At 68.9% G+C, this 25,797-nt stretch carries 23 protein-coding genes and 1 tRNA gene; 6 read left to right on the forward strand and 18 right to left on the reverse strand.

Annotated elements, in window-relative coordinates:
• Nucleotides 1-7 precede the first annotated feature (7 nt).
• The 6 genes from BLW09_RS12015 to BLW09_RS12040 form a co-directional block, all read right to left on the reverse strand.
• Nucleotides 8-2,044, reverse strand: coding sequence for a bifunctional aldolase/short-chain dehydrogenase (locus BLW09_RS12015; protein WP_172824203.1), 2,037 nt, complete (start codon nucleotides 2,042-2,044; stop codon nucleotides 8-10).
• Between the two features lie 2 nt (nucleotides 2,045-2,046).
• Entirely contained in the window at nucleotides 2,047-3,210 is a 1,164-nt protein-coding gene (gene rhaI, locus BLW09_RS12020) for an L-rhamnose isomerase (RefSeq protein WP_089912885.1), read from the reverse strand.
• A gap of 67 nt (nucleotides 3,211-3,277) precedes the next feature.
• Nucleotides 3,278-5,599 carry an alpha-L-rhamnosidase gene (locus BLW09_RS12025; RefSeq protein WP_231946825.1) on the reverse strand — a complete coding sequence of 774 codons (2,322 nt, stop codon included), beginning with the start codon at nucleotides 5,597-5,599 and terminating at the stop codon, nucleotides 3,278-3,280.
• 5 nt (nucleotides 5,600-5,604) lie between these two features.
• Complete coding sequence (locus BLW09_RS12030; protein ID WP_089912888.1) at nucleotides 5,605-6,438, reverse strand: carbohydrate ABC transporter permease; 834 nt, start codon at nucleotides 6,436-6,438, stop codon at nucleotides 5,605-5,607.
• Complete coding sequence (locus BLW09_RS12035) at nucleotides 6,435-7,394, reverse strand: carbohydrate ABC transporter permease (protein ID WP_089912890.1); 960 nt, start codon at nucleotides 7,392-7,394, stop codon at nucleotides 6,435-6,437. The genes BLW09_RS12030 and BLW09_RS12035 overlap by 4 nt, the downstream gene beginning before the upstream one ends.
• 85 nt (nucleotides 7,395-7,479) lie before the next feature.
• Nucleotides 7,480-8,793, reverse strand: a complete 1,314-nt coding sequence (locus tag BLW09_RS12040; RefSeq protein ID WP_089912894.1) for an ABC transporter substrate-binding protein — start codon at nucleotides 8,791-8,793, stop codon at nucleotides 7,480-7,482.
• A 198-nt stretch (nucleotides 8,794-8,991) separates the two neighbouring features.
• Between BLW09_RS12040 and BLW09_RS12045 the strand changes: the two genes are divergently transcribed.
• The 3 genes from BLW09_RS12045 (at nucleotide 8,992) to BLW09_RS19075 (ending at nucleotide 10,556) form a co-directional block, all read left to right on the forward strand.
• Nucleotides 8,992-10,011: a LacI family DNA-binding transcriptional regulator gene (locus BLW09_RS12045; RefSeq protein WP_089912897.1), complete on the forward strand. Its 1,020-nt coding sequence runs from the start codon at nucleotides 8,992-8,994 to the stop codon at nucleotides 10,009-10,011.
• Between the two features lie 79 nt (nucleotides 10,012-10,090).
• Nucleotides 10,091-10,399: a hypothetical protein gene (locus BLW09_RS12050; protein WP_089912900.1), complete on the forward strand. Its 309-nt coding sequence runs from the start codon at nucleotides 10,091-10,093 to the stop codon at nucleotides 10,397-10,399.
• Nucleotide 10,400: 1 nt separating this feature from the next.
• On the forward strand, nucleotides 10,401-10,556 hold the full coding sequence (locus tag BLW09_RS19075) for a hypothetical protein (RefSeq protein ID WP_172824204.1): 156 nt from the start codon (nucleotides 10,401-10,403) through the stop codon (nucleotides 10,554-10,556).
• A gap of 397 nt (nucleotides 10,557-10,953) precedes the next feature.
• Here the strand turns inward: BLW09_RS19075 and trxA are convergent, their stop codons facing one another.
• Genes trxA through BLW09_RS12065 form a run of 3 tightly spaced genes read right to left on the reverse strand, consistent with a single transcriptional unit; the run spans nucleotide 10,954 to nucleotide 13,648 of the window.
• Nucleotides 10,954-11,328 carry a thioredoxin gene (gene trxA / locus BLW09_RS12055; protein ID WP_018190217.1) on the reverse strand — a complete coding sequence of 125 codons (375 nt, stop codon included), beginning with the start codon at nucleotides 11,326-11,328 and terminating at the stop codon, nucleotides 10,954-10,956.
• A 38-nt stretch (nucleotides 11,329-11,366) separates the two neighbouring features.
• The gene (locus BLW09_RS12060) at nucleotides 11,367-13,085 is read right to left on the reverse strand and encodes an ABC1 kinase family protein (RefSeq protein ID WP_089912903.1); all 1,719 of its coding nucleotides are present in this window, start codon (nucleotides 13,083-13,085) and stop codon (nucleotides 11,367-11,369) included.
• 5 nt (nucleotides 13,086-13,090) lie between these two features.
• On the reverse strand, nucleotides 13,091-13,648 hold the full coding sequence (locus tag BLW09_RS12065; RefSeq protein WP_089912906.1) for a PadR family transcriptional regulator: 558 nt from the start codon (nucleotides 13,646-13,648) through the stop codon (nucleotides 13,091-13,093).
• 148 nt (nucleotides 13,649-13,796) lie between these two features.
• Here BLW09_RS12065 and BLW09_RS12070 point away from each other — a divergent pair, with 148 nt between their 5' ends.
• Nucleotides 13,797-14,015, forward strand: coding sequence for a hypothetical protein (locus tag BLW09_RS12070; RefSeq protein WP_089912909.1), 219 nt, complete (start codon nucleotides 13,797-13,799; stop codon nucleotides 14,013-14,015).
• Nucleotides 14,016-14,038: 23 nt separating this feature from the next.
• Here the strand turns inward: BLW09_RS12070 and BLW09_RS12075 are convergent, their stop codons facing one another.
• The gene (locus BLW09_RS12075) at nucleotides 14,039-14,263 is read right to left on the reverse strand and encodes a hypothetical protein (RefSeq protein WP_089912912.1); all 225 of its coding nucleotides are present in this window, start codon (nucleotides 14,261-14,263) and stop codon (nucleotides 14,039-14,041) included.
• A 131-nt stretch (nucleotides 14,264-14,394) separates the two neighbouring features.
• Nucleotides 14,395-15,024: a TetR/AcrR family transcriptional regulator gene (locus BLW09_RS12080; protein WP_089912916.1), complete on the reverse strand. Its 630-nt coding sequence runs from the start codon at nucleotides 15,022-15,024 to the stop codon at nucleotides 14,395-14,397.
• 71 nt (nucleotides 15,025-15,095) lie between these two features.
• Here BLW09_RS12080 and BLW09_RS12085 point away from each other — a divergent pair, with 71 nt between their 5' ends.
• Nucleotides 15,096-16,628, forward strand: coding sequence for an MFS transporter (locus BLW09_RS12085; RefSeq protein ID WP_089916839.1), 1,533 nt, complete (start codon nucleotides 15,096-15,098; stop codon nucleotides 16,626-16,628).
• A 55-nt stretch (nucleotides 16,629-16,683) separates the two neighbouring features.
• Here BLW09_RS12085 and BLW09_RS12090 read toward each other — a convergent pair whose 3' ends face one another.
• From BLW09_RS12090 to BLW09_RS12100, 3 genes are read right to left on the reverse strand one after another with little or no spacing between them, the layout of a single operon-like run.
• The gene (locus BLW09_RS12090; protein WP_089912919.1) at nucleotides 16,684-17,898 is read right to left on the reverse strand and encodes a low temperature requirement protein A; all 1,215 of its coding nucleotides are present in this window, start codon (nucleotides 17,896-17,898) and stop codon (nucleotides 16,684-16,686) included.
• Nucleotides 17,895-18,728 carry an SDR family NAD(P)-dependent oxidoreductase gene (locus BLW09_RS12095; RefSeq protein WP_089912920.1) on the reverse strand — a complete coding sequence of 278 codons (834 nt, stop codon included), beginning with the start codon at nucleotides 18,726-18,728 and terminating at the stop codon, nucleotides 17,895-17,897. Before BLW09_RS12095 ends, BLW09_RS12090 begins: the two co-directional genes overlap by 4 nt.
• Nucleotides 18,725-19,504, reverse strand: coding sequence for an SDR family NAD(P)-dependent oxidoreductase (locus BLW09_RS12100; protein ID WP_089912923.1), 780 nt, complete (start codon nucleotides 19,502-19,504; stop codon nucleotides 18,725-18,727). The genes BLW09_RS12095 and BLW09_RS12100 overlap by 4 nt, the downstream gene beginning before the upstream one ends.
• A 122-nt stretch (nucleotides 19,505-19,626) precedes the next feature.
• On the opposite strand from BLW09_RS12100, the gene BLW09_RS12105 reads away from it, so the two are divergent.
• The gene (locus BLW09_RS12105) at nucleotides 19,627-20,523 is read left to right on the forward strand and encodes an AraC family transcriptional regulator (protein ID WP_089912927.1); all 897 of its coding nucleotides are present in this window, start codon (nucleotides 19,627-19,629) and stop codon (nucleotides 20,521-20,523) included.
• A 281-nt stretch (nucleotides 20,524-20,804) separates the two neighbouring features.
• Here BLW09_RS12105 and BLW09_RS12110 read toward each other — a convergent pair.
• The 4 genes from BLW09_RS12110 to BLW09_RS12125 form a co-directional block, all read right to left on the reverse strand.
• Nucleotides 20,805-20,878 (reverse strand) — tRNA-Pro (locus tag BLW09_RS12110).
• Nucleotides 20,879-20,961: 83 nt separating this feature from the next.
• Nucleotides 20,962-21,384, reverse strand: a complete 423-nt coding sequence (locus BLW09_RS12115) for a hypothetical protein (RefSeq protein WP_157696935.1) — start codon at nucleotides 21,382-21,384, stop codon at nucleotides 20,962-20,964.
• Nucleotides 21,385-21,667: 283 nt separating this feature from the next.
• Nucleotides 21,668-23,275, reverse strand: coding sequence for a chitinase (locus tag BLW09_RS12120; RefSeq protein ID WP_089912933.1), 1,608 nt, complete (start codon nucleotides 23,273-23,275; stop codon nucleotides 21,668-21,670).
• Entirely contained in the window at nucleotides 23,275-25,740 is a 2,466-nt protein-coding gene (locus tag BLW09_RS12125) for a glycosyltransferase family 2 protein (protein ID WP_089912936.1), read from the reverse strand. Before BLW09_RS12125 ends, BLW09_RS12120 begins: the two co-directional genes overlap by 1 nt.
• Between the last annotated feature and the right edge of the window lie 57 nt (nucleotides 25,741-25,797).

Consider the following 25,797-nt stretch of genomic DNA (forward strand, 5'->3'; position numbering starts at 1 on the left):
GCCGCACTCATCGCAAGAAGGCGGCTGCGACTCCCGCATCCACCGGGATGTGCAAGCCGGTCGTATGGTCGAGGTCGCTGGTGCACAGCACGAACACAGCGTTGGCGACGTGCTCCGGCAGCACCTCGCGCTTGAGCAGCGTGCGCTGCGCGTAGTACTGGCCCAGCTCCTGCTCCGGCACCCCGTAGACGGCCGCGCGCTTGGCGCCCCAGCCGCCGGCGAAGATGCCGGATCCGCGTACGACCCCGTCGGGGTTGATGCCGTTGACCCGGATGCCGTGCTCACCGAGCTCCGCCGCCAGCAGGCGCACCTGGTGCGCCTGATCGGCCTTCGTCGCCGAGTACGCGATGTTGTTCGGCCCCGCGAAGATCGAGTTCTTGGAGGAGATGTAGACGATGTCGCCCCCGAGCTTCTGGTCGATCATCACGCGAGCGGCGGCACGCGAGACCAGGAACGACCCCTTGGCCATCACATTGTGCTGGAGGTCCCAGTCGGCGTTCGTGGTCTCCAGCAGCGGCTTCGAAATGGACAGTCCGGCGTTGTTGACCACCAGGTCGAGCCCTCCGAACGCGAGCAGCGCATCCCGGATGGACGCGTCGACCGCCTTCTCGTCGGTCACGTCCGCGGCCACCCCGATCGCGAGATCCGTCGTGCCGATCTCCGCTGCGGCGGCCTGCGCCTTCTCGAGGTCGAGATCGGCGATGACCACGCATGCACCCTCGGCGGCGAGCCGGGTCGCGATGGCCTTGCCGATGCCGGATGCGGCGCCGGTGACCAGGGCGATCCGTCCGGCGAGCGGCTTGGGCTTCGGCATCCGCTTCAGCTTCGCCTCCTCCAGCGCCCAGTACTCGATGCGGAACTTCTCGGCCTCGTCGATCGGTGCGTACGAGGACAGCGCCTCCGCCCCGCGCATCACGTTGATGGCGTTGACGTAGAACTCGCCCGCCACCCGCGCCGTCTGCTTGTTCGCACCGTACGAGAACATGCCGACGCCGGGGATCAGGACGATCGCCGGGTCGGCGCCGCGGATCGCCGGCGAGTCCGCGGTCGCGTGCCGGTCGTAGTACGCGCGGTAGTCGGCCCGGTACAGCTCGTGCAGCTCCTCGAGCCGTGCCACGGAGTCCTCGATCGAGGCGTCGGCGGGCAGATCGAGCACCAGGGGCTTCACCTTCGTGCGCAGGAAGTGGTCGGGGCACGAGGTGCCGAGCGCGGCCAACCGCGGGTGCTCGGCCGAGGCCAGGAAGTCCAGCACCACCTCTGCATCGGTGAAGTGCCCGACCTGCACGCGGTCGGTGGACACGAGGGCGCGCAGGTGCGGAGCGAGCGCCGCCGCCTTGGCGCGCCGCTCCCGCTCCGGAAGCGGCTCGTATCCGGGCAGCACCGGCCCGAAGGGCTCCGGGCGACCGTGTGCGGCGATGTACTCCGCCGCCGTCCGGATGATCCACAGCGAGTTTGCCTCCGCCTCCTCGCTCGTCTCGCCCCACGCGGTGATGCCGTGGCCGCCCAGGATGGTGCCGATCGCCTGCGGGTTCGCCCGCTTGATGTCGGCGATGTCGAGTCCGAGCTGGAATCCGGGACGCCGCCACGGCACCCAGACGACTCGGCCGCCGAAGATCTCCTTCGTCAGCTCCTCGCCGTCGGCCGCCGTCGCGATCGCGATCCCGGAGTCCGGATGCAGGTGGTCGACGTGCGCCGCATCCACCAGTCCGTGCATGGCCGTGTCGATCGACGGCGCGGCGCCGCCCTTCCCGTGGAGCGTGTAGTCGAATGCGGCGACCATCTCGTCTTCGCGCTCGACACCCGGGTACACCTTCTGCAGCGCCCGAAGGCGATCGAGGCGCAACACAGCGAGGCCCGACTCGGTCAGCGTGCCCAGGTCACCTCCCGAGCCCTTCACCCACAGCAACTCCACCGGCTCACCGGTGACCGGGTCGGTCTCGATCCCCTTCGCGGACGTGTTCCCGCCCGCATAGTTCGTGTTCGCCGGGTCCGAACCGAGACGGTTGGAGCGGGCGATCAACGATGCGACAGTCTCGTCGGTCATGCTCACGCCCCCCATCCGGCCTGGGTCCCGCCGACACGCTCGGCCTCGATCCTCTCCTGGTACCCGCTCGCCTTGTAGGAGGCCATCGGGTCGGCCGGCAGCCCACGCGACTCCCGCCAGTCGGCGAGATCGGCGCGCACGTCGGTGTTGAACGCATCCATGAACACCGTGTTCGCGGCCAGCACGTCGTTCGCGGCCTGTGCCGCGGCCAGCGCATCCGTGTCCACCAGGAGGGCCTTCGCCGTGGCCTCCTGCACGTTCAGCACCGACCGGATCTGCCCGGGGATCTTCGCCTCCAGGTTGTGGCACTGGTCGAGCATGAACGCGACGTCGGGATTCGCGTACCCGCCACCCCGGATCACCTCGTGGATGATCCGGAACAGCTGGAACGGGTCGGCAGCGCCCACGATCAGGTCGTCGTCGGCATAGAAGCGGCTGTTGAAGTCGAACGAGCCCAGCTTCCCGAGCCGCAGCAACTGCATCACGATGAACTCGATGTTGGTGCCGGGCGCGTGATGCCCGGTGTCCAGGCACACTACCGCCCGGTCGCCCAGCGCCGCGGTCTGGACGTAGCTCGTCCCCCAGTCCGGAACATCCGTGTGATAGAACGCCGGCTCGAAGAACTTGTACTCCAGCACCAGCCGCTGGCCATCGCCGATCCGCTCATAGATCTTCTGCAGACTGTCCGCCAGCCGGTCCTGCCGGGCGCGCATCGAATCCTGACCCGGATAGTTCGTGCCGTCCGCCAGCCAGATCTTCAGGTCGCGCGACCCGGTCTCGTTCATCACGTCGATGCACTCGAAGTGGTGGTCGATCGCCTTCTGCCGGATCCGGTCATCCGCGTGGGTGACCGAACCGAACTTGAAGTCGTCGTCCTGGAACGTGTTCGAGTTCACCGTCCCCAGCTCCACCCCGTTGTCCTCGGCGTGTTTGCGCAGATCGGCGTACGAGTCGACCCGGTCCCACGGGATATGCAGGGCGACCGTCGGCGCGAGCCCGGTGTGCTTGTGCACCTGCGCGGCGTCCGAGATCTTCTCGAACGGGTCGCGGGCGGTGCCCGGCGTCCCGAACACGCGGAACCGCGTGCCCGAGTTGCCGAACGCCCAGCTCGGCAGCTCGATCGCCTGCAGCGCCAGCTGATCCCGGATCTCGACGGGGAGGGTCATGGGAGTTTCGCTTTCTCTCTGCCGCAGTGGGATGCGCGGCCGGGGTTGTTGTCGGGGCGTTCGCCGGTCAGCGGATCACGTCGGCTGCGGTCGCCAGTGCGGTCGTCGCGGTCGTTCGCCCGCCACCGATGGGCTGGTCGTCGCGGCCGGGGAGCCGGAGCACCCCGGCCACGCCGTCCGGGAGTTCGGCCTCGACGGTGAGCTCGTCGCCGTCGAGCGTCCACCGCACGCTCACCGGTCCGTGCGGGGTGACCAGCGACGTCTCCGCCTCGGTCAGGCCGCCGCCCGGCTGCGGAGCGACGAGGACGCGGGAGTACCCGGGCTCCAGGGCGGAGAGCCCCCCGACCACGCGGTGCATCCAGTCGGCGACGGCCCCGAGGGCGTAGTGGTTGAAGCTCGTCATCTCGCCCGGGTTGATGGTGCCGTCGGGCAGCATCGAGTCCCAGCGCTCCCAGACGGTGGTCGCGCCCATCGTCACCGGGTAGAGCCAGGACGGGCACTCGCGCTCGAGCAGCAGCCGGTAGGCGTCGTCGAGGTGACCGGTCTGCGTGAGCGCATCCGTGATGAACGGAGTGCCGGCGAACCCGGTGGAGATGCGATAGCTCGCCTCGGCGACCAGCTCCGACAGGCGGGTTCCGGCGAACTCCTCGTCCGCGGGGTCGAGCAGACCGAACACGATCGCGAGTGCGTAGACGGTCGTGCAGTCGCTCTTCACGACGCCGTCGCGCACGTACTCGGCGTTGAAGGACTGGCGCAGACGTGCGGCCAGCGCCTCGAACTCGGCCTGCTCCTCCGTCCGGCCGAGCAGCGCCGCCGTCTCCGCGACGATCGTCGCGGAGCGGAAGGCGCAGGCCGTCGCGACGACGCCGGTGTCGGCCTTCGCCTTCGCCGGGTCCTCCGGCGGGGCGTCCGGGTCCAGCCAGTCGCCGAACTGGAAGCTGCCGTCCCAGACGCCGGCCGGCGAGAGCAGCGACTCCACCCGGCGGACGTGCGCGGCCATCGAGCCGAACTGCCTCCGCAGCACCGACTCGTCGCCGTATGCCTGGTACAGCGTCCACGGCACCCAGACCGCCGCGTCGCTCCAGATCGCGGTCGAGTCGACCTCCCCGAAATCGGTCGGCTGATCGATCATCTTCAGGATGTCGGGGATGACGAAGCCGACGATGCCGTCGTGGTGCTGCTGCTCCAGATCGAGGTCGACCAGCCAGTCCGAGAGAAACCCGTCGACGTCGTAGAGGAACGCCGCCGTCGGCGCGAACGCGGCGATGTCGCCCGTCCAGCCGAGACGCTCGTCGCGCTGCGGGCAGTCGGTGGGCACGTCGACGAAGTTGCCGCGCATCCCCCACACCACGTTCTCGTGGAACTGGTTGAGCAGCGGGTCGGAGGTGCGGAACTCGCCGATGCGCGTCAGCTCGGAGCCGATCGCGATCGCGGTCAGATCCTCGGCCTTCAGCTCGCCCGGCCATCCCTCGACCTCGGCGTAGCGGAACCCGTGGAAGGTGAAGGTCGGCTCGAACTCGTCGACGTCTCCGCTCAGGATGTAGCGGTCTGTCGCCTTCGCGCTCCGGAGCGGACGCGTGCCCAGCTCTCCGTGCTCGAGCACCTCGGCGTGCCGGACGACGATCTCCGTTCCGGCCTCGCCCTGCACCCGGACTGTGATCCAGCCGACGAGGTTCTGGCCGAAGTCGACGAGGGTCTTGCCGGACGGGGATGTGGTGATCTCCTGCACGGGCAGCGCGGCCCAGCGGGTCACCCGCGGCCCGATGTACGGCGTCAGCTCCGCCGTGTCGAACTCGAGTTCACGCACCCCCGTCCAGCCGTCGCCGGAGAACCCTGGGCGCTTCCACGACTCGTCCCGCAGGCGCGCGTCGATCGTCTCGCCGTCGTAGAGGTCGTTGGCGAGCACGGCGCTCGGGCCGGAGGTCCAGTCCCGATCGGTCACGACGAGCTGGGTGGCGCCGTCTTCGAACTCGACCTCGAGCTGGGCGAACGCGCCGAGGGTGTCGCCGTAGTAGGAGCCGCCGCCCGCCCAGCCGAGACGGCCCCCGAACCAGCCGTTGCCGAGGGCCAGGCCGAGGACGGTCGTGTCCTCCAGCAGTGCTGTCACGTCGTAGTCCGCGTAGCGGAGTCGCCACTCGTAGGCGCTCCACCCGGGTGTCAGGAGGTCCTCCGACACCGGGCGGCCGTTGAGCCAGGCCTCGACGATGCCGTGCGCGGTGAGGTGCAGCGTCGCACGCGTCACCGTCCCGTGTCCGGTCTCGAGAGCGAACTCCCGACGCAGCAGCGGTGCCCTGTCGAAGGTCTCTCCAGCGGCGATCATGCGGGCGTGCCAGTTCATTGCGTTGTCTCTCCGGTTCTGTGTCGTGTCGTTCGCGTTGTCGGTGAGCATGACGGTCAGCCTTTGACCGCGCCGCTCGTCATGCCGGCGATGATCTGCCGGTTGAAGAAGATGTAGGCGACCAGGGGCGGGATGGTGATGAGCAGGAAGTCCATGAAGAGCAGGTTGTAGAAGCTGAGGTTCTGCCCGGCGAAGCTGTACAGCGTGGTCTGGACCGTCGCGTTGTCGGCTCCGGGCAGGAAGTACAGCGGGTTCTGGAAGTCGTTGAAGACGAAGACCGACTGCACCACGATCACCGTGACGATCACCGGGCGGAGCAGCGGCAGGATCACTTGGAAGAACATCCGAACGCGTCCGGCGCCGTCGAGCACCGCGGCCTCGTCGACCTCGCGCGGCACCGTGCCGAAGAAGGCGCGGAACATCAGGATCGAGAACGACAGCCCGAACGTGGTCTCGATGAGGATCATGCCCGGCATCGTCTTGAACAGCCCGAGCCCCTGCAGCACCCAGATCGTGGGGACGACCGCCGGCGGCACGATCAGCCCGGCCAGGACGAAGAAGTTGACGACCGGCCCCCACTTGCTGCGCTTGCGGGCGAGCACGTACCCGGCCATGGCGGCGATGATGACCATGAGCGTGACCGAGAAGACCGTGAGGATGGCCGAGTTGAAGAACGCGCGCCAGATCAGCCCGTCGCCGCTCTCCAGGACCGCGACGAGGTTCGGGAAGAAGCTCCACTCCTTCGGCCACGTGAAGGCCAGGCTGGAGGCGTCGTCCGGCGTCTTCGAGGCCTGCAGGAGCACGAACGCGAGCGGGACGAGGAAGACGATGACGGAGACCGCGATCGCGATGACCCCGACCGTCCAGGACCGGATGCGCTGCCGCTTCACAGCTCCACCTGCTTTCTGTTCAGGAAGTACGACAGCGGCACCATGATGATCGTCACGACCAGGAACAGCACGACGTTGCCCGCGGTCGAGAGACCGTAGAAGCCGGCCTGGTACTGCTTGTAGATCACCGAGGCGAGCACGTCGCTGGTGAAGCCCGGGCCGCCTCCTGTGGTCGCCCAGATGATGTCGAACGATCGCAGACCGCCGATGAGCGAGAGGATGACGACGGTCGCGGTCGCACCGCGGCTCAGCGGGATGGTGATCTCGCGGAGGATGCGCCAGCCGCTCGCGCCGTCCATCCTGGCCGCCTCGAAGAACTCGCCCGGGATGGCGACGATGCCGGCCATGAAGATCAGCGTCGCGATGCCGACGCCCTTCCAGATGTCGACGCCCGCGATCGTGTACAGGGCGAGGTTGGGGTCGGTGAACCACCCGGGCTGCGGGAGGCCGAAGAATCCGAGAACGCCGTTGACCAAGCCGTGGAACGGGTCGAGCAGTGCCTTCCAGAGGATGCCGACCCCGATGGTCGAGAGCAGGACGGGGAAGAACACGACCGCCCGGAGGTACCCGCGTCCGACGACCGCGGAGGTGAGCAGGAGGGCGAGGAAGAAGCCGATGATGACCTTCGCGCCCGAGGTGAGGACCGCGTACACCAGCGTGTGGATGAAGCTCGTGTACAGCTGCGGGTCCTGGAAGAACTGGACGTAGTTCGCGAACCCGATGAACTGGGCGTCGAACAGCGACCACCGCGTGAGCGAGAAGTAGAACGACGACAGCGACGGGATGGCGAAGAAGACCGCATAGAGGACGAGCGCTGGGATGAAGAACCAGGTCGGGTAGTGCGACCGCATGGCCTTACGCCCGAGCTTTCGTCCGCTCCGTCGTCCTCCCGGACTCCTCACGTCCGTCAGGATCTCGGCCGCCTGTGCCGCGGTCGAAGGGGTAGCCGTCGACATGTCCGCTCCTCATCGAGTGTCGTGTGTGGCGTGAAGGATGCGCCTGCGGCCGGGCCGGCGCGCTCCGCCGGCCCGGCCGGGCGGGTCACCAGCCCTTGATACCCAGCTGCTGGGCCTGAGCCTTGACATCCTGGTCGTAGAGGGCCGCGCCCTCCTTGGCCGTCGAGATGCCCGAGCCGACCTGGATCAGGATCTTCTCCAGGTTCGGGCCCTTGATCGGCGAGAGGAACTCGAGCGCTAGCCCGGTCTTCTTCGCGTCCTGGTAGGCCAGCTCGTCCTTGACGAGCGCGGGCGCGTCGTCCGGGATCGTGCAGGTGCTGATCGCGAACGGCCCGGCGGGGGTACCCGCGCTGTTCTGGACGTCGCATCCCTTGTCGGAGTTGATGAAGGCCACCAGCTTCTTCGCGGCCGTCAGCTTGTCGCCGGTCGTCGACTTCGGGATGTACGCCGACGTCGGCTCCCAGACGGTCGCGTGCGGCTCGCCCGAGTCGCTCGGAATCGCGAAGTAGCCGATGTCGTTGATCTGGTCCGGGTTGCTCTGCAGCACGTTGCTGATGACCGCGGTGATCATCGGATACTGCGCACCTTCACCCGTGGCGAGCATCTTGAGGGCGTTCACATTGGTGAGCGAGGCGTAGTCCTTGTTGAGGAGGCCCTTGTCGAAGACCTCCTGCGTGTGCTCGAAACCGGCGAACGCCGGCTCCTTCGAGTACTTGGCGTCGGCCTTGTTGGCCGTGTAGTCCTTCGCCCAGTTCGGGTCCTGCGCGCTCACGTTCGCGAAGTCGGCGAGCACGAAGAGCTGGCTGGTCCAGGTGTCTCCGTAGGACTGGATGATGGGGGCGATTCCCGCGGCCTTGATCTTCTCGCTGTTCGCGATGAAGTCGCTCCACGTCTTGGGCACCGTCAGGCCGAGCTTCTCATAGACCTTCTTGTTGTACATGATGCCGCCGTTGAAGGTGGTCCCCGTCGGGGCGCCGTAGACGCCCTTGTCGGTGCTGACGGAGTTCTTGAAGTCGGTCGTGAGCTTCTTCGCCCAGGGCTCGTCGGTGAGTGGCTGGAGCTGGCTGTCGGGACGAAGCGCCTGGAAGAGCGAGCCGGAGTTGTAGAGGAAGACGTCGTTCATGTCTCCCGTCGAGAGCCGCGTCTTGACGAGGTTGTCTCCGTCGGTGCCGCCGGGGCGGGTCTCGACCTTGACGGTGATGGATGGGTTGGCCTTGTGGAAGGCCTTGGACAGGTCTTTCGCGAAGCTGGTGCTCGCCGGGTCGTTGCCCGCGGCGAGCAGGGAGATGGTGGTGCTGCCCGATCCGCCGGATGAGCTGCAGCCGGCCAGAGCAGCGCCGATGAGCGCGACGCCGCCGAGCGTGGCGGCGACCCGTGTCGCCGTTCTCCGAGAGAACATCAAATACCTCCTTGTATTCAGTGAGCGTCGACGACCGGGGGACTATCGGGTCGGCTTGAAACGCTTCACTGACCATAAAGGCAACCGTCGCGTCCCGTCAAGCAACGAATATAACGATTCAAGACACGCCATGGAATCCTGCAGGATTGATCGATTCAATGCCTCCATCCGCTACGATCTCACCCAGGGAGGAATCACATGGCTTCCGCAAGCGTGAAGGACGTGGCCGCACTGGCTCAGGTCTCGGTCGGCACCGTCTCGAACGTGCTCAACCGGCCCGAGATCGTCGCGCCCGAAACCGTGGAGCGCGTGATGTCTGCCATGCAGAAGCTCTCGTACGTGCGCAACGAGGCCGCGCGGCAGTTGCGGCTGGGCCACAGCCAGGCGCTCGGGCTCGTCACGCTGAGTGGCGGCAACCCGTTCTTCACCGACCTCGCCACGGCGGCGGAGGACGCGGCAGCCGACGCCGGCTACAGCGTCATCGTCGGCAACAGCAACGAGAGCACGGACCGCGAGACCGGGTACCTGAACCTGTTCGAGGAGCTCCGGGTACGCGGCGTGATGCTCTCCCCCGTCGGAGACCCGGCCCGCCGGCTGCGACAACTGCGGGATCGCGGCATCGCCGCCGTCCTGGTCGACCGCGTGAGCAGCGACGACTCGTTCAGCTCGGTCTCGGTCGACGACGTGGCCGGTGGCGCTCTCGCGGCGGCCCACCTGATCCGATCGGGACGCACACGGCTCGCCTTCGTCGGCGGCCCGCTGCAGATCCGGCAGGTGGCCGATCGTCTCGCCGGGGCGCGCCGGGAGGTGGAGAAGCACCCCGGTGTCTCCCTCGAGATCGTCCCTGTCGACGCGCTGACCGTGCTCGAAGGACGCCGGGCCGGCGAAGAGCTGGTCCAGCGCAGCGCGAACCGCCGCCCGGACGCGGTGTTCGCCGCCAACGACCTCGTCGCCGTCGGCCTGCTGCAGGGACTGTTCATCAACGGCCGGATCCGCATCCCCGAGGACATCTCGCTCGTCGGCTACGACGACATCATGTTCGCCAGTGCGTCCGTCGTTCCCCTCACCTCGATCCGGCAGCCCAGCGCGCTGATCGGGCGGACGGGGGTCGAGATCCTCATCGAGGAGGCGCAGGACCCGGACCGCGAGCCGCGCCATGTGCTGTACCAGCCGGAGCTCGTCGTCCGCGGGAGCAGTTCGGCGGACGCGACGGACTAGCCCGGCCGTCCGTGCGCTCTCCCCGGATCGGCGTGGCCCGCTAGTCTCGACGTGGACACCGCGACGAAGGGGGACGCTCGTGACCGAATCCAAGCTGCGACCGAAGGTGGTGCTGTGGTGGGGCATCGGCCTCGCTGCGGCCGGCCTGCTGTTGAACCTGCTGCTGCCGCAGGTCGGCTACGCGCTCACCGTGCAGGTGAATGCATCGACCCGTGTCGACCAGGGGATGCTCACGGCCTTGAGTGTGGTGCTCGACCTCATCCGACAGACGCTGCTGCCGCTCGGGATCGCCCTGATCGCCGCCTCGGTGGTGATGGCGTACATCGCCGGCCTGCTCGGGATGCGCGCGGATGTGGAAGCCGACGAAACCGGCGTCCCGGAGAGCTGACGTGGATCCAGTCAGCGCCCTCGCCCTGACCGTGGTTCTCTCCGGCGCCGCTCTGTACGCTCTGTACTGGGTGGTCCGCCGCGCGGTCGCGGACGGCATCCGGGATGCGCGGGGCGCGTCCACGGACGAGCCGTCGGCCGACACGGCGCAGCGGTGAGCGACCACACCCCACCCCAGATCGGCGTCCGCCGACGTTCGCACGGACGGCTGGCGTGTGCTCGCCCTCCTGTCGCGTGAGATCGAGGAGTGGGAGCGGGAGTCCGCCGCGGGGTGACTCCCGTGACGGAGGGCACCCGGCCATCCCACGTCGCTCGAGCCTCCGTCTCCCGTCGACACGCGGCGCGTCATGCCGTATCTCCTCCGGTTCCGCCCGGGTGCGAAACGGAGGACCTCCCGCCCGACACGCCGCCGCCGAGCCGGAGACGGAGGCGATCCCGTCCCGTTCGGCGCGAATCGCCTCCGTTTCCGCCCCGGCGGGCGAGGGACGGTGCCGATACGACGAAGGCGCGGCGCCCGTCGGGGGACGGGGCCGCGCCCTGGTGCTACCGCTGCGCTCAGCTCTGCTGCTGCGCCGCCTTCAGCTCGTCGTACTGCTTGCGCACCTCGGTCATGTCGAGGGCGCGGATCTGCTCGATGAGGTTCTCGACGGCCTCGCCCGGGAGGGCACCGGCCTGGGAGAACAGCGGGATGCCGTCGCGGTACGCGACGAGGGTCGGGATGGACTGGATGCCGTAGGACGCGGCGAGCGCCTGCTGGGCCTCGGTGTCGATCTTGCCGAACGTGATGTCGGAGTGCTGCTCGGACGCCTTCTCGAAGATGGGGGCGAACATGTGACATGGGCCGCACCAGTCGGCCCAGAAGTCGAGCAGCACGATGCCGTCGGCGACGGCCTGGTCGTGGTTGGTCGACGTGATCTCTGTGGTTGCCATGCAGGGTGAAACGCAAGCTCACCAGGCAGTATTCCGGCTCAGCTCCCCCGCCGACCTGTGAAGACGGTGAATGCGAGCGGTACGACCGACGCGATCATCAGCACCGACCCCAGCGTCGCGTCCGTCGCGTGCACGATCGCGCCTGCGATGATCGCGCCGCCGAACACGACCGCCGCGACCAGGCGCCGGGCGGCGCGTTCGAGGCGGCCGACCCGCTGTTCCAGCCGCGGCGAGGTGACCGCCACCGTGCCGTCCTCCACCCGGGTGATCAGCGCATCCACTCGCTTCGGCAGCCCCCAGGCGATCCCGGCGATCTCGATGGCCTGCTGGCCGAGGTCCTGCAGCAGGTTGCCGCGCTCGTCGCGCAGCAGCTGGGCCGCGTACGGCTCGACCGAGTCCCACAGGTTGAACGACGGGTCGAGGGCGCTGCACACCCCTGACGTCAACGACATGGCCCGGATGATGAGGAGGAAGTTCTCGGGCAGCTGGAACGGAAGCGAGCGGACCACGTCGCCGAACTCGACCGCGAACTCGCGGAACTCGCGCGGATCGACCTCGCGCAGCTCCGCGAAGCCCATGCCGCCGAACCGGGCGAACAGGTGGGTCATCGCGCGTTCCAGCTCGGCCGTGTCGGCAGTGGGGAGCAGGACACCGATGTCGCGGATCGCATCCACCAGGCCCTTGCCGTCGCGGGAGGCCGCGGCGATGAGCAGCTTGCGGAGCCCGCTGCGCGTACCGGAGGGGACCTCGCCCATCATGCCGAAGTCGACGAACGTGAGCACCCACGGGCGCTCCCCCGCGGCCGCGGGACGCGGTGTCACGAAGATGTTGCCCGGGTGCGGGTCGGCGTGGAAGAAGCCGTTGCTGAAGAGCTGGTCGAACATGACCTCGGCGAACACCGGGGCGACGTCGGCGGGATCGATGCCGGCGGCGCGCAGCGCATCGGCGTCGGTGATCTTGATCGCCGTCACGTCCTGGAGGGTGAGGACGCGGCGGGTGGTCCGCTCCCAGACCACCGCGGGGACGGCGACGCGGTCATCGCCGTCGAACTCGTGCGCGAAGCGCTCGGAGTTCGCCGCCTCGTGCAGGTAGTCGATCTCCTGCAGGCTGGTGCGCGCGAACTCCTCCACCAGAGCCGGGGCGTCGACACGGTCGGAGACGAGCCGGACGTGGCTGAGCCAGCGGCCGACCCGGCGCAGGGCGGCGAGGTCGACATCCACGATCGTGTCGATGCCGGGACGCTGCACCTTGAGGACGACCGCGTCCTGCCCCGTCTCCGCCGCCACCTCGGCGGTGAGCCGGCCGCGGTGCGCCTGCCCGAGGGATGCGGCCGCCACCGGTGTCTCGTCGATGTCGGCGAACGCGCTCTCCAGCGTGACCCCGAGCTCGGCCTCGGCCAGCGCCCGGATGGCCGGGAACGGCACGGCGGGCACCTCGTCCTGCAGCCCCTCCAGCTCGCTGGTGATCTCGGGCGGCAGCACGTCCAGCCGGGACGACATGAACTGGCCGACCTTGATCATCAGGCCGCCCAGCTCGACGGCGAGGCCGTGGAAGCGCTGCGCGAACCGCCGCATCCGCTTCGATCGGGTGCGCGCGGCGACGCCGGCGAGACCGATGCGCGGGAGGACCAGTTCGTACCACCAGGTGACGGTGAGGTTCCATCCGGCGAACCGCAGGATGCGGCGATAGCGCGCGCGGGTGGCCGGCGTGCCCGCCGGAGCCTTCGACGGCGCGGCGGGCGCCTCGTCCGACGTCACTCCCGTCAGCCCTGGGCGAGGATCGCGTACAGCTTCCGCCGTGCCTCGTCGAGCACGGCGGCGGCCTCCTGGACCTGCTCGGGCGTTCCACTGCGGTGCACCTGCGCTGCCGCCTGCGCGAGTTCGACGCCGGCCTTCGGGAGGTTGGCTCCGCGACGTTCTCCGGTCGTTGCTCCGGAGTCGCTCGAGCCGGTCTGCCACGGGGTGGACGCTTCGGCCGCGGCGACTTCGCGCCCGGCCTCGGTCAGCGCATAGGTCTTGCGCCCGTTCGACTCCTCGGCCGAGATGAGCCCTTCGTCGGCGAGCAGCTGCAGGGTCGGGTAGACGGACCCGGCGCTCGGCTTCCAGCTGCCGCCGCTGCGTTCCTCGATCTCGCGGATGATCTGGTAGCCGTGCATCGGCTTCTCGCTCAGCAGCGAGAGGACGGCGGCGCGGACGTCGCCGCGGCCCATGCGGGTGCCGACCTTCTTCTCGAACGTCGACCGCAGCTGTTCGAACGCCTGCCACATGGCATCCGGGTCCATGCGGGCGCCGAACCCGCCGGTGGGGAATGAGGTAGACATGAGAGCCTCCTTGATCGGGTAGCGATACTCAACGATATATCGTTGAGCTGTGAATGAGATGGAGAAGGGAGGCTAGATCCTTCACGGTGTCATCGTCTCTTCTTCAACGCGCAACGCTGTCGAAATACCGCCTTCGTAGCCTGGTCTCATGACCTCGTTCACGTTCAGGGAATGCGCACACTGCGGCGAGCAGCATCCCGTGCTCGCGGACGGCCGGACGGCGATCCACTTCACGGGGTCGGGCGACCGCTGCGCGGGCTCCGAGCGACGCGCGCAGAACGAGGGCGTGACCGCGCAGCAGGCGCGCGTCATCGAGGCGGAGTTGCGCCGGGCGCTTCGGCAGGTGATGCGGCAGCAGGCGTCGTAGCCGGCGCTGGCGGAGCGACGACCTCAGTCCTGGGCGCTCTCCCGGCGCCAGCTGCCGCTGAACTCCTCGTCGTGAAGTCTGCGGAGCGTGTGGGCCAGGTGGTCGACCTTGTCGGCGGCCTGCTGCATCTCGTGGAAATCGTTCCCGTGCTCGCGGGGCGCCGTCTTCTCGTCCGCCCGCTTGCGCACGATGTGCAGCTCCGTGCGGACGTACTCGGCGAGCTCGTTGAGGGTCTGTTCCAGGGACATGCTGTCTTCCTCTCGATCGTCACGACGACTGACGGGCGGACTCCGGCCGGGCCCCGCCTTGTGCGCAGCCTATTGCGGCAGCGCCCTCGGGAGCCATGCCCTGTCGCCGAGCGGGGGTCAGCGCGGGAGCGTCAGCGCCCGCCAGCCTCCGCCGCCGCCCGGATGCCGACCGCCGGAAGCAGGATGTCGTCGAGCACGCGGAGCAGGAACGCCCGATCCACGGGCTTGCGGAGCACCAGCACGCGATAGGCCGCCATCGAGGGGGCAAGGATGGCCAGCTGCTCGATGTCCACGTCGGCGGGGATCTCGCCGCGGTCGACGGCGCGCTGCAGGAAGATGCGGTTGATCGAGGCGCGCGGCTCGACGATGGCCGCGTTCACGGCGTCGGCGAACTCCGGGCTCTGCGCGAGCATCGACACCAGGCCGGCCATCACCTGGAGCTTCTTCTCCGCGTCGACGATCGTGTGCGGCTTCATCATGGCGACCAGGTCGCCGCGGAGCGTGCCGGTGTCGGGCAGGGACGCCGCGTCGACATCCACCTTCTTCATGCACGCGACCGCCTCGATCACCAGGTCGGCCTTCGACGACCAGCGGCGGTACATGGTGGCCTTACCCGCCTTCGCGCGGGCGGCGACCATGTCCATCGTCATCCGGTCGTAGCCGACCTCGGCGAGCACGTCGAGGGCGGCGTCGAGGATCTCCGGGTCGCGCGAGTGGTCCCGCTTGCGCCCGAGCTTCGTCGCGGGGGCTGAAGTTTCCATCGATGACAGTGTAGATGAATTTCTGAACAAAAGAGATCCGGAACTAGTTGGTTTCGTATATGCTGTCCTCCATGCCACAGACCTCCCCCTCCCTCTCGCCGTCCTCTCCGGCGGCGCCGGCCCCCTCCACCCGCCGCTGGTGGACGCTGGTCACGGTCGCTCTCGCCCAGCTCATGGTGGTCCTCGACTCGACGGTCGTGAACATCGCGCTCCCCTCCGCACAGGCGGACCTCGGGTTCTCCAATGCGGACCGCCAGTGGGTCGTCACCGCGTACTCGCTCGCCTTCGGCAGCCTCCTGCTGTTCGGCGGGCGCATCTCCGACCTCATCGGCCGCAAACGCGCGTTCATCATCGGCCTGATCGGCTTCGCGGGCGCCTCGGCGCTCGGAGGCGCGGCCGGCACCTTCGGGCTGCTCGTGGGCGCCAGAGCCCTGCAGGGAGCGTTCGGAGCACTGCTCGCCCCCACCGCCCTGGCGGTGCTCACCACCACGTTCACCGTGCCGAAGGAGCGTGCCCGCGCGTTCGGCATCTTCGGCGCGATCGCGGGAGCGGGCGGCGCCGTCGGCCTGCTCCTCGGCGGCGTGCTGACCGAGCAGCTGGACTGGCGCTGGAACCTCTACATCAACGTCGTCATCGCGCTCGTCGCCGTTGCGGGAGCCGTCGTCTTCGTCACGACGGCGCCGCGCACCGGCCCGCGTCCGAAGCTCGACGTGCCGGGCACCATCCTCGTCTCGGCCGCCCTGTTCTCCCTCGTCTACGGCTTCTCCAACGCCGAGTCCGACGGCTGGGACTCGCCGCTGTCGTGGGGCTTCCTCGCCGCGGCGGCCGTGCTGCTCGTGGCGTTCGTCCTCTGGCAGCGCCGGGCGACCCACCCGCTCCTGCCGCTCCCCATCGTGCTGCACCGCAACCGCGCCGCCTCGTACAGCGCCATCCTGATCGCCGGCGCCGGGATGTTCGGCATCTTCCTGTTCGTCACGTACTACCTGCAGGCGACCCTGAAGTTCACGCCCATCCAGACCGGCCTCGGCTTCCTGCCCATGATCGTGATGCTGGTGCTCGCCGCCCAGCTGTCGACGAACATCTTCGTGCCGCGGTTCGGCCCGAAGGTCATGGTGCCGATCGGCATGACCATCGCCGCGAGCGGGATGGTGTACCTCACGCACCTCGGCGTCACCGCGAACTACGCGGCCGACCTTCTCCCGCCCCTGATGATCCTCGGCTTCGGAATGGGCTCGACGATGCCGGCTGCGATCCAGACCGCCACGCTCGGCGTCGACCGCCACTACGCGGGTGTCGCCTCCGCGATGGTGAACACCAGCCAGCAGGTCGGCGGCTCCATCGGAACAGCTCTGCTGAACACGCTCGCCGCGACGGCAGCGACCGACTACGTTGCCTCGCACCTGCCGCCGACCCCGCAGGTGATGGCGGAGGCCGCCGTGCACAGTTACGCGACGGCGTACTGGTGGGGCGCCGGGTTCTTCGCCTTCGGCGCGGTGCTGACCGCCTTCCTGTACCGCCGGCGGTCGGCTACGGCGACCCCGGCCGCGGGCGGCGCGGGCAGCAGCGACTCGGCCGACGTGCCGGAGCCGGTGGTCGCGCACTGACACCGGGAGGCGACCGGGAGGCACGCCGCAGGCACGGACTTGTCGACATGGTGGGCTACGAAACCGAATGGGCGGACGTGTACGGCTCGCTCCCCGCGGAGGTCCAGATCCGCTCTGCAATGAGGAGCACGATGAGGAGGCCCACCACGCTCGCGAGCGCCATCAGAGGGGAGAGAATGCCGAGCACAGGCGCCAGCGCGACGAAGGCCGCGGCGATCACCAGGCGGACGACATTCCAGCGGCCGAAAAGGCGGCGAGCGAACGCTGCGGTTCCCGCGAGATAACAGGCGACTCCCCCACTGAGCGCGGCGGCGCCGAACAGTCCCAGGCCCTCGTTCGACTCGGCGTGTGCCATAGCGACCTCGAGGCCGAGCGCCGCGAGAACGATGCCACCGACCAGGGCCAGGTGAAGATAGGTGTACGCGTCGGTGGCAGCGCGCCCACGGTCGGCGGCGGAGACGGCCGTGAGAGCCCGCTCGGCGTCGCCAGCGAGCCGGGTGAAGTAGGCCCACCACAGGGCGATGCAGATCAGCATCGACAAGACCACACCGAGGAGGATGGCGACGCTGATCGGCTCGGTCGACGCTCCTGTGCCGATGCCGAGAACGGACTCGCCGAGGGCGAGGATCACGATCAGTCCGTGCCGCTCCGTGAAGTGCGCGATGGAGCGCACCGGCCAGGCGATGCCGACGCTGGTGCGGTAGGAGACGATCGGCTCGATCACGACTGCGGCGATGGTGCACCAGATCTGCCACGGGGCCCCGAGCACGGCGCCGGCGGTGAGCAGGGCTCCGGACGGAACGACGGAGAGAACGACGGTGATCAGCGTGCGTCGGCGGAGCTCGGGGGCGGCGAGCCAGACGAAGACGATCGCGTGGGTGATACGAGCGACGAGATAGGCGCCGACGAACACGAGGGGGCCGAACAAGCCGTCGGGCAGGTCGTCATAGGCCTCCAGGACGACGATGCCCGCGACGAACATCGCCGTCATGCCGATGATCATCGCCACGCGGACCACGCCTTGGTCGGCGTGGGCGATGTTCGAGAGCCACCCGTAGGCGGTCCAGGCCCACCACAGCAGCGCGAGGATGAGCAGCGCCTGGAGGATACCGAGGGCATCGTGCTGCTGCGCCATCAGGCGGCTGAGCTGAGTGAAGGCGAACACGAACGCGAGGTCGAAGAAGAGTTCGAGCGTGGTGACACGGTCGCCCTCGCGACTGGCGACGGCTCTGATCAGCGGGTCACCGGAACCCCGTTGGCGCCCTTTCATGGCGTGACCCGGACAACGCCGGGAACGACGAAATGCGACAGCCGCTCCCGGAACACTGCGGCGAGCCGGGCACGGTTGCCGGGATCGAGGCTGTCAGCGCTGGGAGAGACGACGTGGCCGTTCTCGACGTAGCCGCCCGACGGAACCGCTGCGCGGCTCGCCGCAAGCACCAGCTCCGCACCGCGCGATGCCGGCCCCCCGATCCGACCCATCATCGCGGCGCTGAGCGGGGTGTCGTTGAGCCCCGGGCACAGCGCGACGACATCGTGGGACGAGGCGGCCTCCTCCTCGGCGAGGAGCGACGACCACGTCACCATCGCCAGTTTCGCCCGCGCGTAGGCGGCGATCGGGGTGTAGTCGTGTTCCAGGTCGAAGTCGTCGAAGTCGAAGTGCTCGACGCGGTGGGCCGAGGAGCAGACGTTGACGATCCGCGCGCCCTCGGCGAGTCGAGGGATGAGGAGGCGGGTGAACAGCGCCGGTGCGAGTGCGTTGACCTGCACCGTGCGCTCGAATCCGTCCGGGGTGACGATCCGCTCAGGAGCTCCGGGAACACCTGCATCGTTGATGAGCAGATCGATCGATGGTGCCAACGCGCCGACCCGCTCCGCTGCCGAGACGACGTCGGTCAGGCGGGTGAAATCCGCCGGGACGTAGCGGACCTCGGCGCTACCCGCCCGGCGGATCCGTTCGAGGGCTGGAGCCGCATCCCGCTCCGATTCGATGCCGAGCGCGATCAGTGTGGTCGCCAGGCCGGCGAGTCGGAGGGCGGTCGCCTCGCCGATACCGCTCGTCGCCCCCGTGAGGACGACGGTCCCGAACCCGGCGCTCACAGCGCGTACCCTCCTGACGCCTGGATGTCCTGGCCGGTGATCCACGCCGAGTCATCGGAGACGAGGAACGCGATGACCTTCCCGACATCGGCCGGCTCACCGATGCGGCCGAAGGCGGTCTTCGCTGCCAGCCCATCGATCACCTCCGGGAACCGCTCGAAGGCGTTGTCGCCGAGACGCGTCCGGGTCGGGCCGGGGCTGATGGAGTTCACGCGGATCGATCGGCCGGCCAGCTCCTTCGCGAGGAAGCGGGTGGCGACGACCAGGCCGCCCTTCATCGCCGCATACCCGGAGTAGCCGGGCTCGGTGTCTCCGGGCCACACGGAACTGCTGGCGGTGTTCACGATCGCGCCGCCGTCCTCGATCAGAGGCAGGAGCGCTTGCGTGAGGAAGTACGGGCCGCGCAGGAGCACCCGGTAGTAGGCGTCGAACGCGTCCTCCGTCATCTCCTCGAAGCTCATGCCGCCACCGAAACCGGCGTTGTTCACCAGCGCATGAATGCCATCCACTCCCCACTCCGACCGCACCACGCGGGTGAGCGCGTCCGCGAAGTCGGGGAAGGTGTCCGCGCGCCCGATGTCGAGCGGCAGCGCGACCGCCGCGCCTCCGTTCTCCTGGATCTCCTCGACGGTCCTCTCGGCGCCCTCGGGGCGCGCGTTGTAGGTGATGACGACGCCCATTCCGCGGGCCGCCATCTCGATGGCGGCGCCGCGTCCGATCCCGGAGCTCGCTCCGGTGACGACGACGATCTTCTGGTCGGATGTCTGTTCGCTCATGCTTCAACACAACCGTCAGACCCCTGCGGCGAGTTAGGGGAATCCCATCGACTCCTTGCACAAAACTGTCGTCTTCGACAGGAATGGATGCCTTCCCCGAGGATCGGTGTTTCACTCTTCCCATGTCCTTCGATGAGTTTCGCGCCCTCGTGGCGCACCATGCCCCGGGAGGCGTCAGCCCGACGGCGATCCCCGGCGTGCTCGTGTCGCGGATGGACCACGGGGGTCCGCAGGACGAATCCACGACGGGCACGATGCTCGCCATCGTCGCGCAGGGCACCAAACGACTCTCGGTGGGAGGAACAGTCCACGACTATGGGGCCGGCCAGTACCTGGTCGCCTCCGTGGACCTTCCGGTCTCCGGGCATTTCACCGACGCCGCCCCCGAGCATCCCGCGCTGGGGTTCGGTCTGGAGCTGCGCTCGGAGGTGATCGCCGAACTGATGCTGACCGCCTCCGCGGCAGAGTTCCCGCGGCCGTCGCGGGGGGAGTCATCCCCTCCGGCGATCGCCGTGGGAGAGACCTCGCCGCGGCTGCTGGATGCGACCCTCCGCATGCTGCGACTGCTCGACCACCCCCGGGACATCCCGGTGCTCGCCCCGATGATCGAGCGGGAGATCCTCTGGCTGATCATGTCGGGCGACCAGGGCGCGACCGTGCGACAGCTGGGGCTCGCCGACAGCAGCCTCAGCCGCGTCCGCCACGTCGTTCGATGGATACGGGAGCACTTCGCCGAGCCGCTCCGCGTCGACGAGCTCGCCGAACGGGCGAGGATGAGCCCCTCAGCGTTCCACCGAGCGTTCCACGCGGTCACCTCGATGAGTCCGATCCAGTACCAGAAGAGCATCCGGCTGCAGGAGGCGCGGCTACGCCTCATCGCCAGACCCGGCGACATCGGCGCGACGGCCTACGCGGTCGGATACGAGAGCCCGTCGCAGTTCAGCCGGGAGTACCGACGTGAGTTCGGGGCCTCGCCCAGCGAAGACGCGGTCGCGCTCCGCGCCTCGGCGAGGTCGTAGCCGCTTCGGGGAGAACCTCGTCACGTAGAGTCTTCTGAGGGTGAAAGCGGACGCACTAGAAAAGGCGAGTGTGTCCCTCTGGTTGCAGTAAGCATCAGAAGGACCCCTGTCGCGTCGGGCTGCGCCCCACGCGCTCCCCCGAACACCGGCCCTCGCTGCGATCGGGACGGCGCCCGGGCCCCTCGCGCGCGGGGACCCCCATAGACAGCAGCGAGTAACGAAAGAGCCGGTGGGCATGACGGTCGCTTTGCGACCTCATGCCCACCGGCTCTTTCGTTACGTCGGGCTGACAGGATTTGAACCTGCGACCCCTTGACCCCCAGTCAAGTGCGCTACCAAGCTGCGCCACAGCCCGCTGTCATCGCGCTGAACCGAGGCTCCTCGCGAGGCAACTCGACCATCCTACCGTGTCTGTGAGGCGGCTCGCGCACGGCCCGGTCAGATGTCCTTGGCCACCCAGTGGATGAGTTTCGGAGAGCCGAGAGTCCCGCCGATCTGACAGTCCACGATGACGCTCCCCGCCCCCTCGACCGGTGGCTGGATCGGATAGGCCACGACCGCGTCCCAGGTGCCGTCGTCCCGTTTCGTCGGCGGATGCGCTGGATCGTACGGGCGCATCACCGCGTCCGGCGCCTGCGTGCCGTACACCTCCTGGGCAAGCACCGCGCACGCCGTCCATGCGGTCAGGGCGTCGAGCGGATCGTCCGGCGACGCGGTAGCAGGGGCGGGAGTCGCCGTCACCGTCGACGTGACGGTCACTGTCGGCGTCGGCGCGTCTCCCGCACCCGCCGCACACCCGGCCAACGCGAGAAGGGACGCAGCAGCCCCGGCCGCCAGCGTCACCGCTTTCCATCGGTTCATCGTTCCCCCAGAGTCTGTCGTGCTCCAACGCGCAGCAACGCAAGCCTAGGGATCGTGCGCCCGCCTCGGTGTCACGATCCGATCACGGGTGTTCTTTCGTGCCGGCAGGGATGCTGCACGCCACCCGAAGGCACGCGCATCCCCGCCGGCACTGCGCCGTCGCGCCGGCCGAATGCCGGCGCGGACGGGCGCCCGGACCGCCCCGCCCCGCAGCGGGTGTCCAGGTCTGAGTCGGCGACGGGACGCGAGTGGGGGGAGTCAGCGTCCCGCCGCCGAGCTGGTGTCAGTGGCCGGAGCCGCCGATGATCTGGTCGACCTCGTCCTGGCTCAGCGGAGTCCAGGGCGACGAGTCGGGGTTGGCGCTGGCGGCCTCCGGGCTGTCGCCCTGCGTCCACCACTTCGCCTCGTAGGGCACGCCGTCGAAGAGGACGCGCTGGCCCTTGTCGTAGGCGCCGGTCCCCGTCCACGTCGGGTACGTCCCGGCCGGGAGGGTCGGCTGCGGGATGGGCGTCTCGCCCGGCAGCACCGGGCCGACGAGCTCCCACGGCGTCTCCCACGCGTTCAGCACGGGGTTGTCCGGCACATCGCCCTTGGTCCACCACTTCGCCTGGTACACGTTGTGGTGCCAGACCACCTTGGTGCCCTTGAGGTACGAGTTCTTCGACGCCCACACCGGGTACGGCGAGTGGGCGGGGTCGTCGGCGGTCGCCGTGGAGGTCGGCTCGGCCGTCGTGACGGCGCCCTCCCCCAGCGCGATGTGCCCGTCGAAGCCCTTCGAGAGGACGCCGGCGAACGACTTCTTGCCCTGGTTCACACCACTGCAGGCGTCGGACACGACGGTCACGTCCACGTAGTTCGATCCGCAGGTCTTGTCACGGTTCGCCGACCACATCGACATGCGGCCCAGGCGGTTGGACACCGCCCAGCCGTTGAAGGATGCCGCATCGGCGAGGGTGAACACCTCACCCTCGGTGTCGTTCTGGCCGATCATCGGGGTGGCGCCGAGCTTCGCCCACAGGCTCGGGTCGCTCTGGTGCAGCTTCGCGCGGTCGTAGAGAATGCCGAGCTGGCGCTGGGCGGCGGAGACGGCCGACTCGGCGGCCTTCGCCATCGAGGTCTTCGCATCCTTGGCGTCGCCGAAGTCCATGGTCATCACGTTGACGCCGGCGATGTCGACCTTCGCCTTCAGCATGGCGGCGATCGCATCCGTGCCGTCCGAGGTCATGCCCGTCGGCGCCACCGGCAGGGTCAGCCAGACGGCGAGGCTCTTGCCCGCAGCGCGGCGCTCCTGCTGCAGCGCCGCGATGGCCTCGGCCCGGCGAGTGGCGGCGTCCGTGTCGGTGAGCCCGGTGCCCTCGAGGTCGAGGTCGATCGTGCCGATCTTGTAGCGGTCGACGACCGACGCGTACGCGTTCTTGAGCGCGGAGGGGTCGACGCAGTGCACGGCCAGCTCGTCGTTCCGCTGGCCGCCGAACGACACGGCGACCGTGCCGCCCTGCTGCTGCAGGCGGGCGATGCGGCGGTCGAGGTCGAGCGAGCCGCGCGCCTGGTCGAGCGAGTAGGCACCGCCCCAGCTCGGGGCGCACGGGTCGGACGGGGACGAGACGACGAACGAGAGGACGGCGTCCTTCGTCGTCGTCCCTCCCAGGTTCTCGAACGCGAACCGGGGCGTCGCCGTCACGTCCACATACGAGGCGAACCACGGCTTCGCGTCGACCGCCGCGCGGGCGCTCCACCACTGCAGGCCGACAGCGCCGGCGGAGACCACGACGATGGCGACCAGGGCGGCGCCGATCACGCGCCACGGCGACAGGCGGCGGCCGCTCGCGGCCTCGGGAGCCTGTGCGCGCTCGACGGCGTCCGCCGAGGCCTTCTTGGATGCGCGGGCCATCAGGCGGCCTGCCTCTCGCCCGAGACGGACTCGGCCGGAGCGGATGCGGTCACGGCGGCCGCAGCCTCGGAGCCCTCGGCCCCGAGCGTGCCGTCGTGCGCGGATCCTGCGGAGGCGGTGGCGGCGACCGTACCCTCGGCGACCGCACCCTCAGAACCGGGCACGGACACCGCGGTGTCGTCTGCCGGGACCTCGACGACCGCGCCGACGCGGGCGAGGTGCGGAACCTCGCCGCCCGCGTGGCCGTGGTAGAGCACGGAACGCCAGTCGATGGATGCGGTCTGCGGCGCGGCCTGCTCGGTCGAGCGGCGGCGCGACTTGTCCACGTACAGCGGCTTCGTCATCCCGATCCAGATGTCCATGATCGTGTTCCAGATGCCGATGTATGCGACGATCGCCCAGATCGCGAGGGTGGCGTTGAACGCGGCGAACGCGGCGTTGCCCCAGTTCTGCGCGTTGACGTCACGCCACAGCGTGAACAGCGAGAAGGCGACGATCGCGAGCGGCGCGATCACGTACAGCAGCGGCGAGGCCGTGCGGTTCTTGACCTTCGGCGTGCGGGCGAACGGGATCTTCTTGCCGGTCAGCGACTGCTGGATCGACTTCAGCACTCCGGCCAGGTTGACCGGGAGCAGGATGAGGTTGAACCCGTAGATCCGGAAGATGTCGGTGGCCTTGTACCCGCTGTAGCGGAGGTCGGCCGCCTGGCTGATGAAGTACGGCAGCGCGGCGAGCAGCACCATCGGGCTGAGCAGCCGGCCGTCGTACGGGTAGGCCAGCAGGAAGATCAGGCCGAAGCTGGCCCAGCTGATCGACGCCATGTAGTTGACGCGCAGCAGGAGCTCGATGCGGGAGACGGTCTCGCCGCGGCGCTTCCGCTCCTTCACCTGACGCCACAGCTTGGGGAGGATGAGCAGACCGCCGTTCGCCCAGCGGCGACGCTGCACGATCAGCGAACCGAAGTCCGGCGGGGTCGCCGAGTAGCTGAGGCGCTCGGGATAGTTGGACAGCGTCCAGCCGTGGGTGCCGAGGTCGATACTCGACTCGGTGTCCTCGATGACGGTGCGGTCCTGGATGTACCGGCGCACCTCGAATCCGCCGACGAACTCGGTCTCGACGATGTCGTCGAGGGCGCTCTTGCGGATCACCGCGTTCGCGCCGACCCAGAACGTGGCGCCGTAGTACGACTTGCCCTGGTGCAGGATGTGCTGGATGTCGGTGGTCGCGCCCGCGAGACGCTCGATGCGGGTGCCGGCGCCGCGGAACGACGAGTACGGCGTCTGCGTGACGGCGACGCGGGCGTTGTCGGGCTGCTGAAGGAAGTAGGTGAGCCGGAGGCAGTACTCGCGCAGCAGGATGGAGTCGGCATCCAGGGTCAGCAGGAAGTCGCTGTCCGGGATGTCGATGTCCCCGGCGCGGCGCTGGCCTGCGGCGACCGGCGTGAGGATCTGCCCCTCCGGCGTCTCCTCGACGCGGTAGGTGCCGCCCATCAGGCCGATGTACGCGTTGAGGTTCATGGCCTTGTTGGCCTCGTGCGACAGGGAGGCCCACTTCTTGCGCTCGAACACGGCGAGGTCGGCGTCGAACGTCCACGACAGACGGCGGTAGAGCTGGGCGACGCGCTTGCTGGTGAGGGATGCGCCCTCGGCGATCGCCGCGGAGACGGCCTCGCCGGTCAGGGCCAGGTCGTCGCCCAGGGCGCGGAGCACCTGGTCGGCGAAGAAGACGTCGACGTGGTCCTCGATCGTGTGGGCGTCGGCCTGGGCGTACAGCCAGTGAGCGGCCCACCGGTAGTGGTCGGCGAGCTCCAGCGCGGCCTCGTCGGTCGCGTACACGCCGGTGTCGCCGAGCTCGTACCGCATGAGCGCGTCCGAGAAGCGGAAGCGCGGCTCCGCCAGCGTCGCGCTGATGTCGTGCGCGAGGTCGCGGGTGGCCTCGAGGCGCTCCCGGACGGCCGGGTCGCTCGGATCGGGGTTGTCGTCGAGCAGCAGCACGACGCGCTTGGACGGGAACTCCTGCAGCGCGGCGGAGAGCAGCGTCATCCTCACCACCTCGGGCTCCTCCGCGTACGACGGGACGAGCACGGTGATCGACGGCTGGTTGTCGGCGAAGTGCCGGTCGAGCTCGGCCCGCGGGACGCGGACGTGCTTCTGGAAGCGCTGAAGCGCTCCCTGCCGGGCCACCAGGTACATCAGCGCCGAGAAGGTGAGGAAGGTGACGACGACCGTGTAGCCGATGGCCTCCATCGTGAAGCGGAAGTTCTGGCTGCCGCTGTCGATGAACTGGCGGATGATCGTGGTGACCACGTAGATCGCCCAGAAGAGGACGGTCAGCACGATGGCGACGCGGCTCCAGGTGATCTTCCGGTCCGACGGTTTCGGGTGGACCGTGGGGAGCGGTTCTGTGCGCTTCTCGGAGCCGAGCTGGCGCTTTCGGGCAGGGGTGTATGCGGTAGCAGAACTCATGATCGGGTATGCGTCCTTCAGAAGACGGGAGCCCGGCCCTCGGGTGGGCACGGTCGG

It is taken from the genome of Leifsonia sp. 21MFCrub1.1, from assembly GCF_900107895.1.
Lineage (GTDB): Bacteria > Actinomycetota > Actinomycetes > Actinomycetales > Microbacteriaceae > Leifsonia > Leifsonia soli.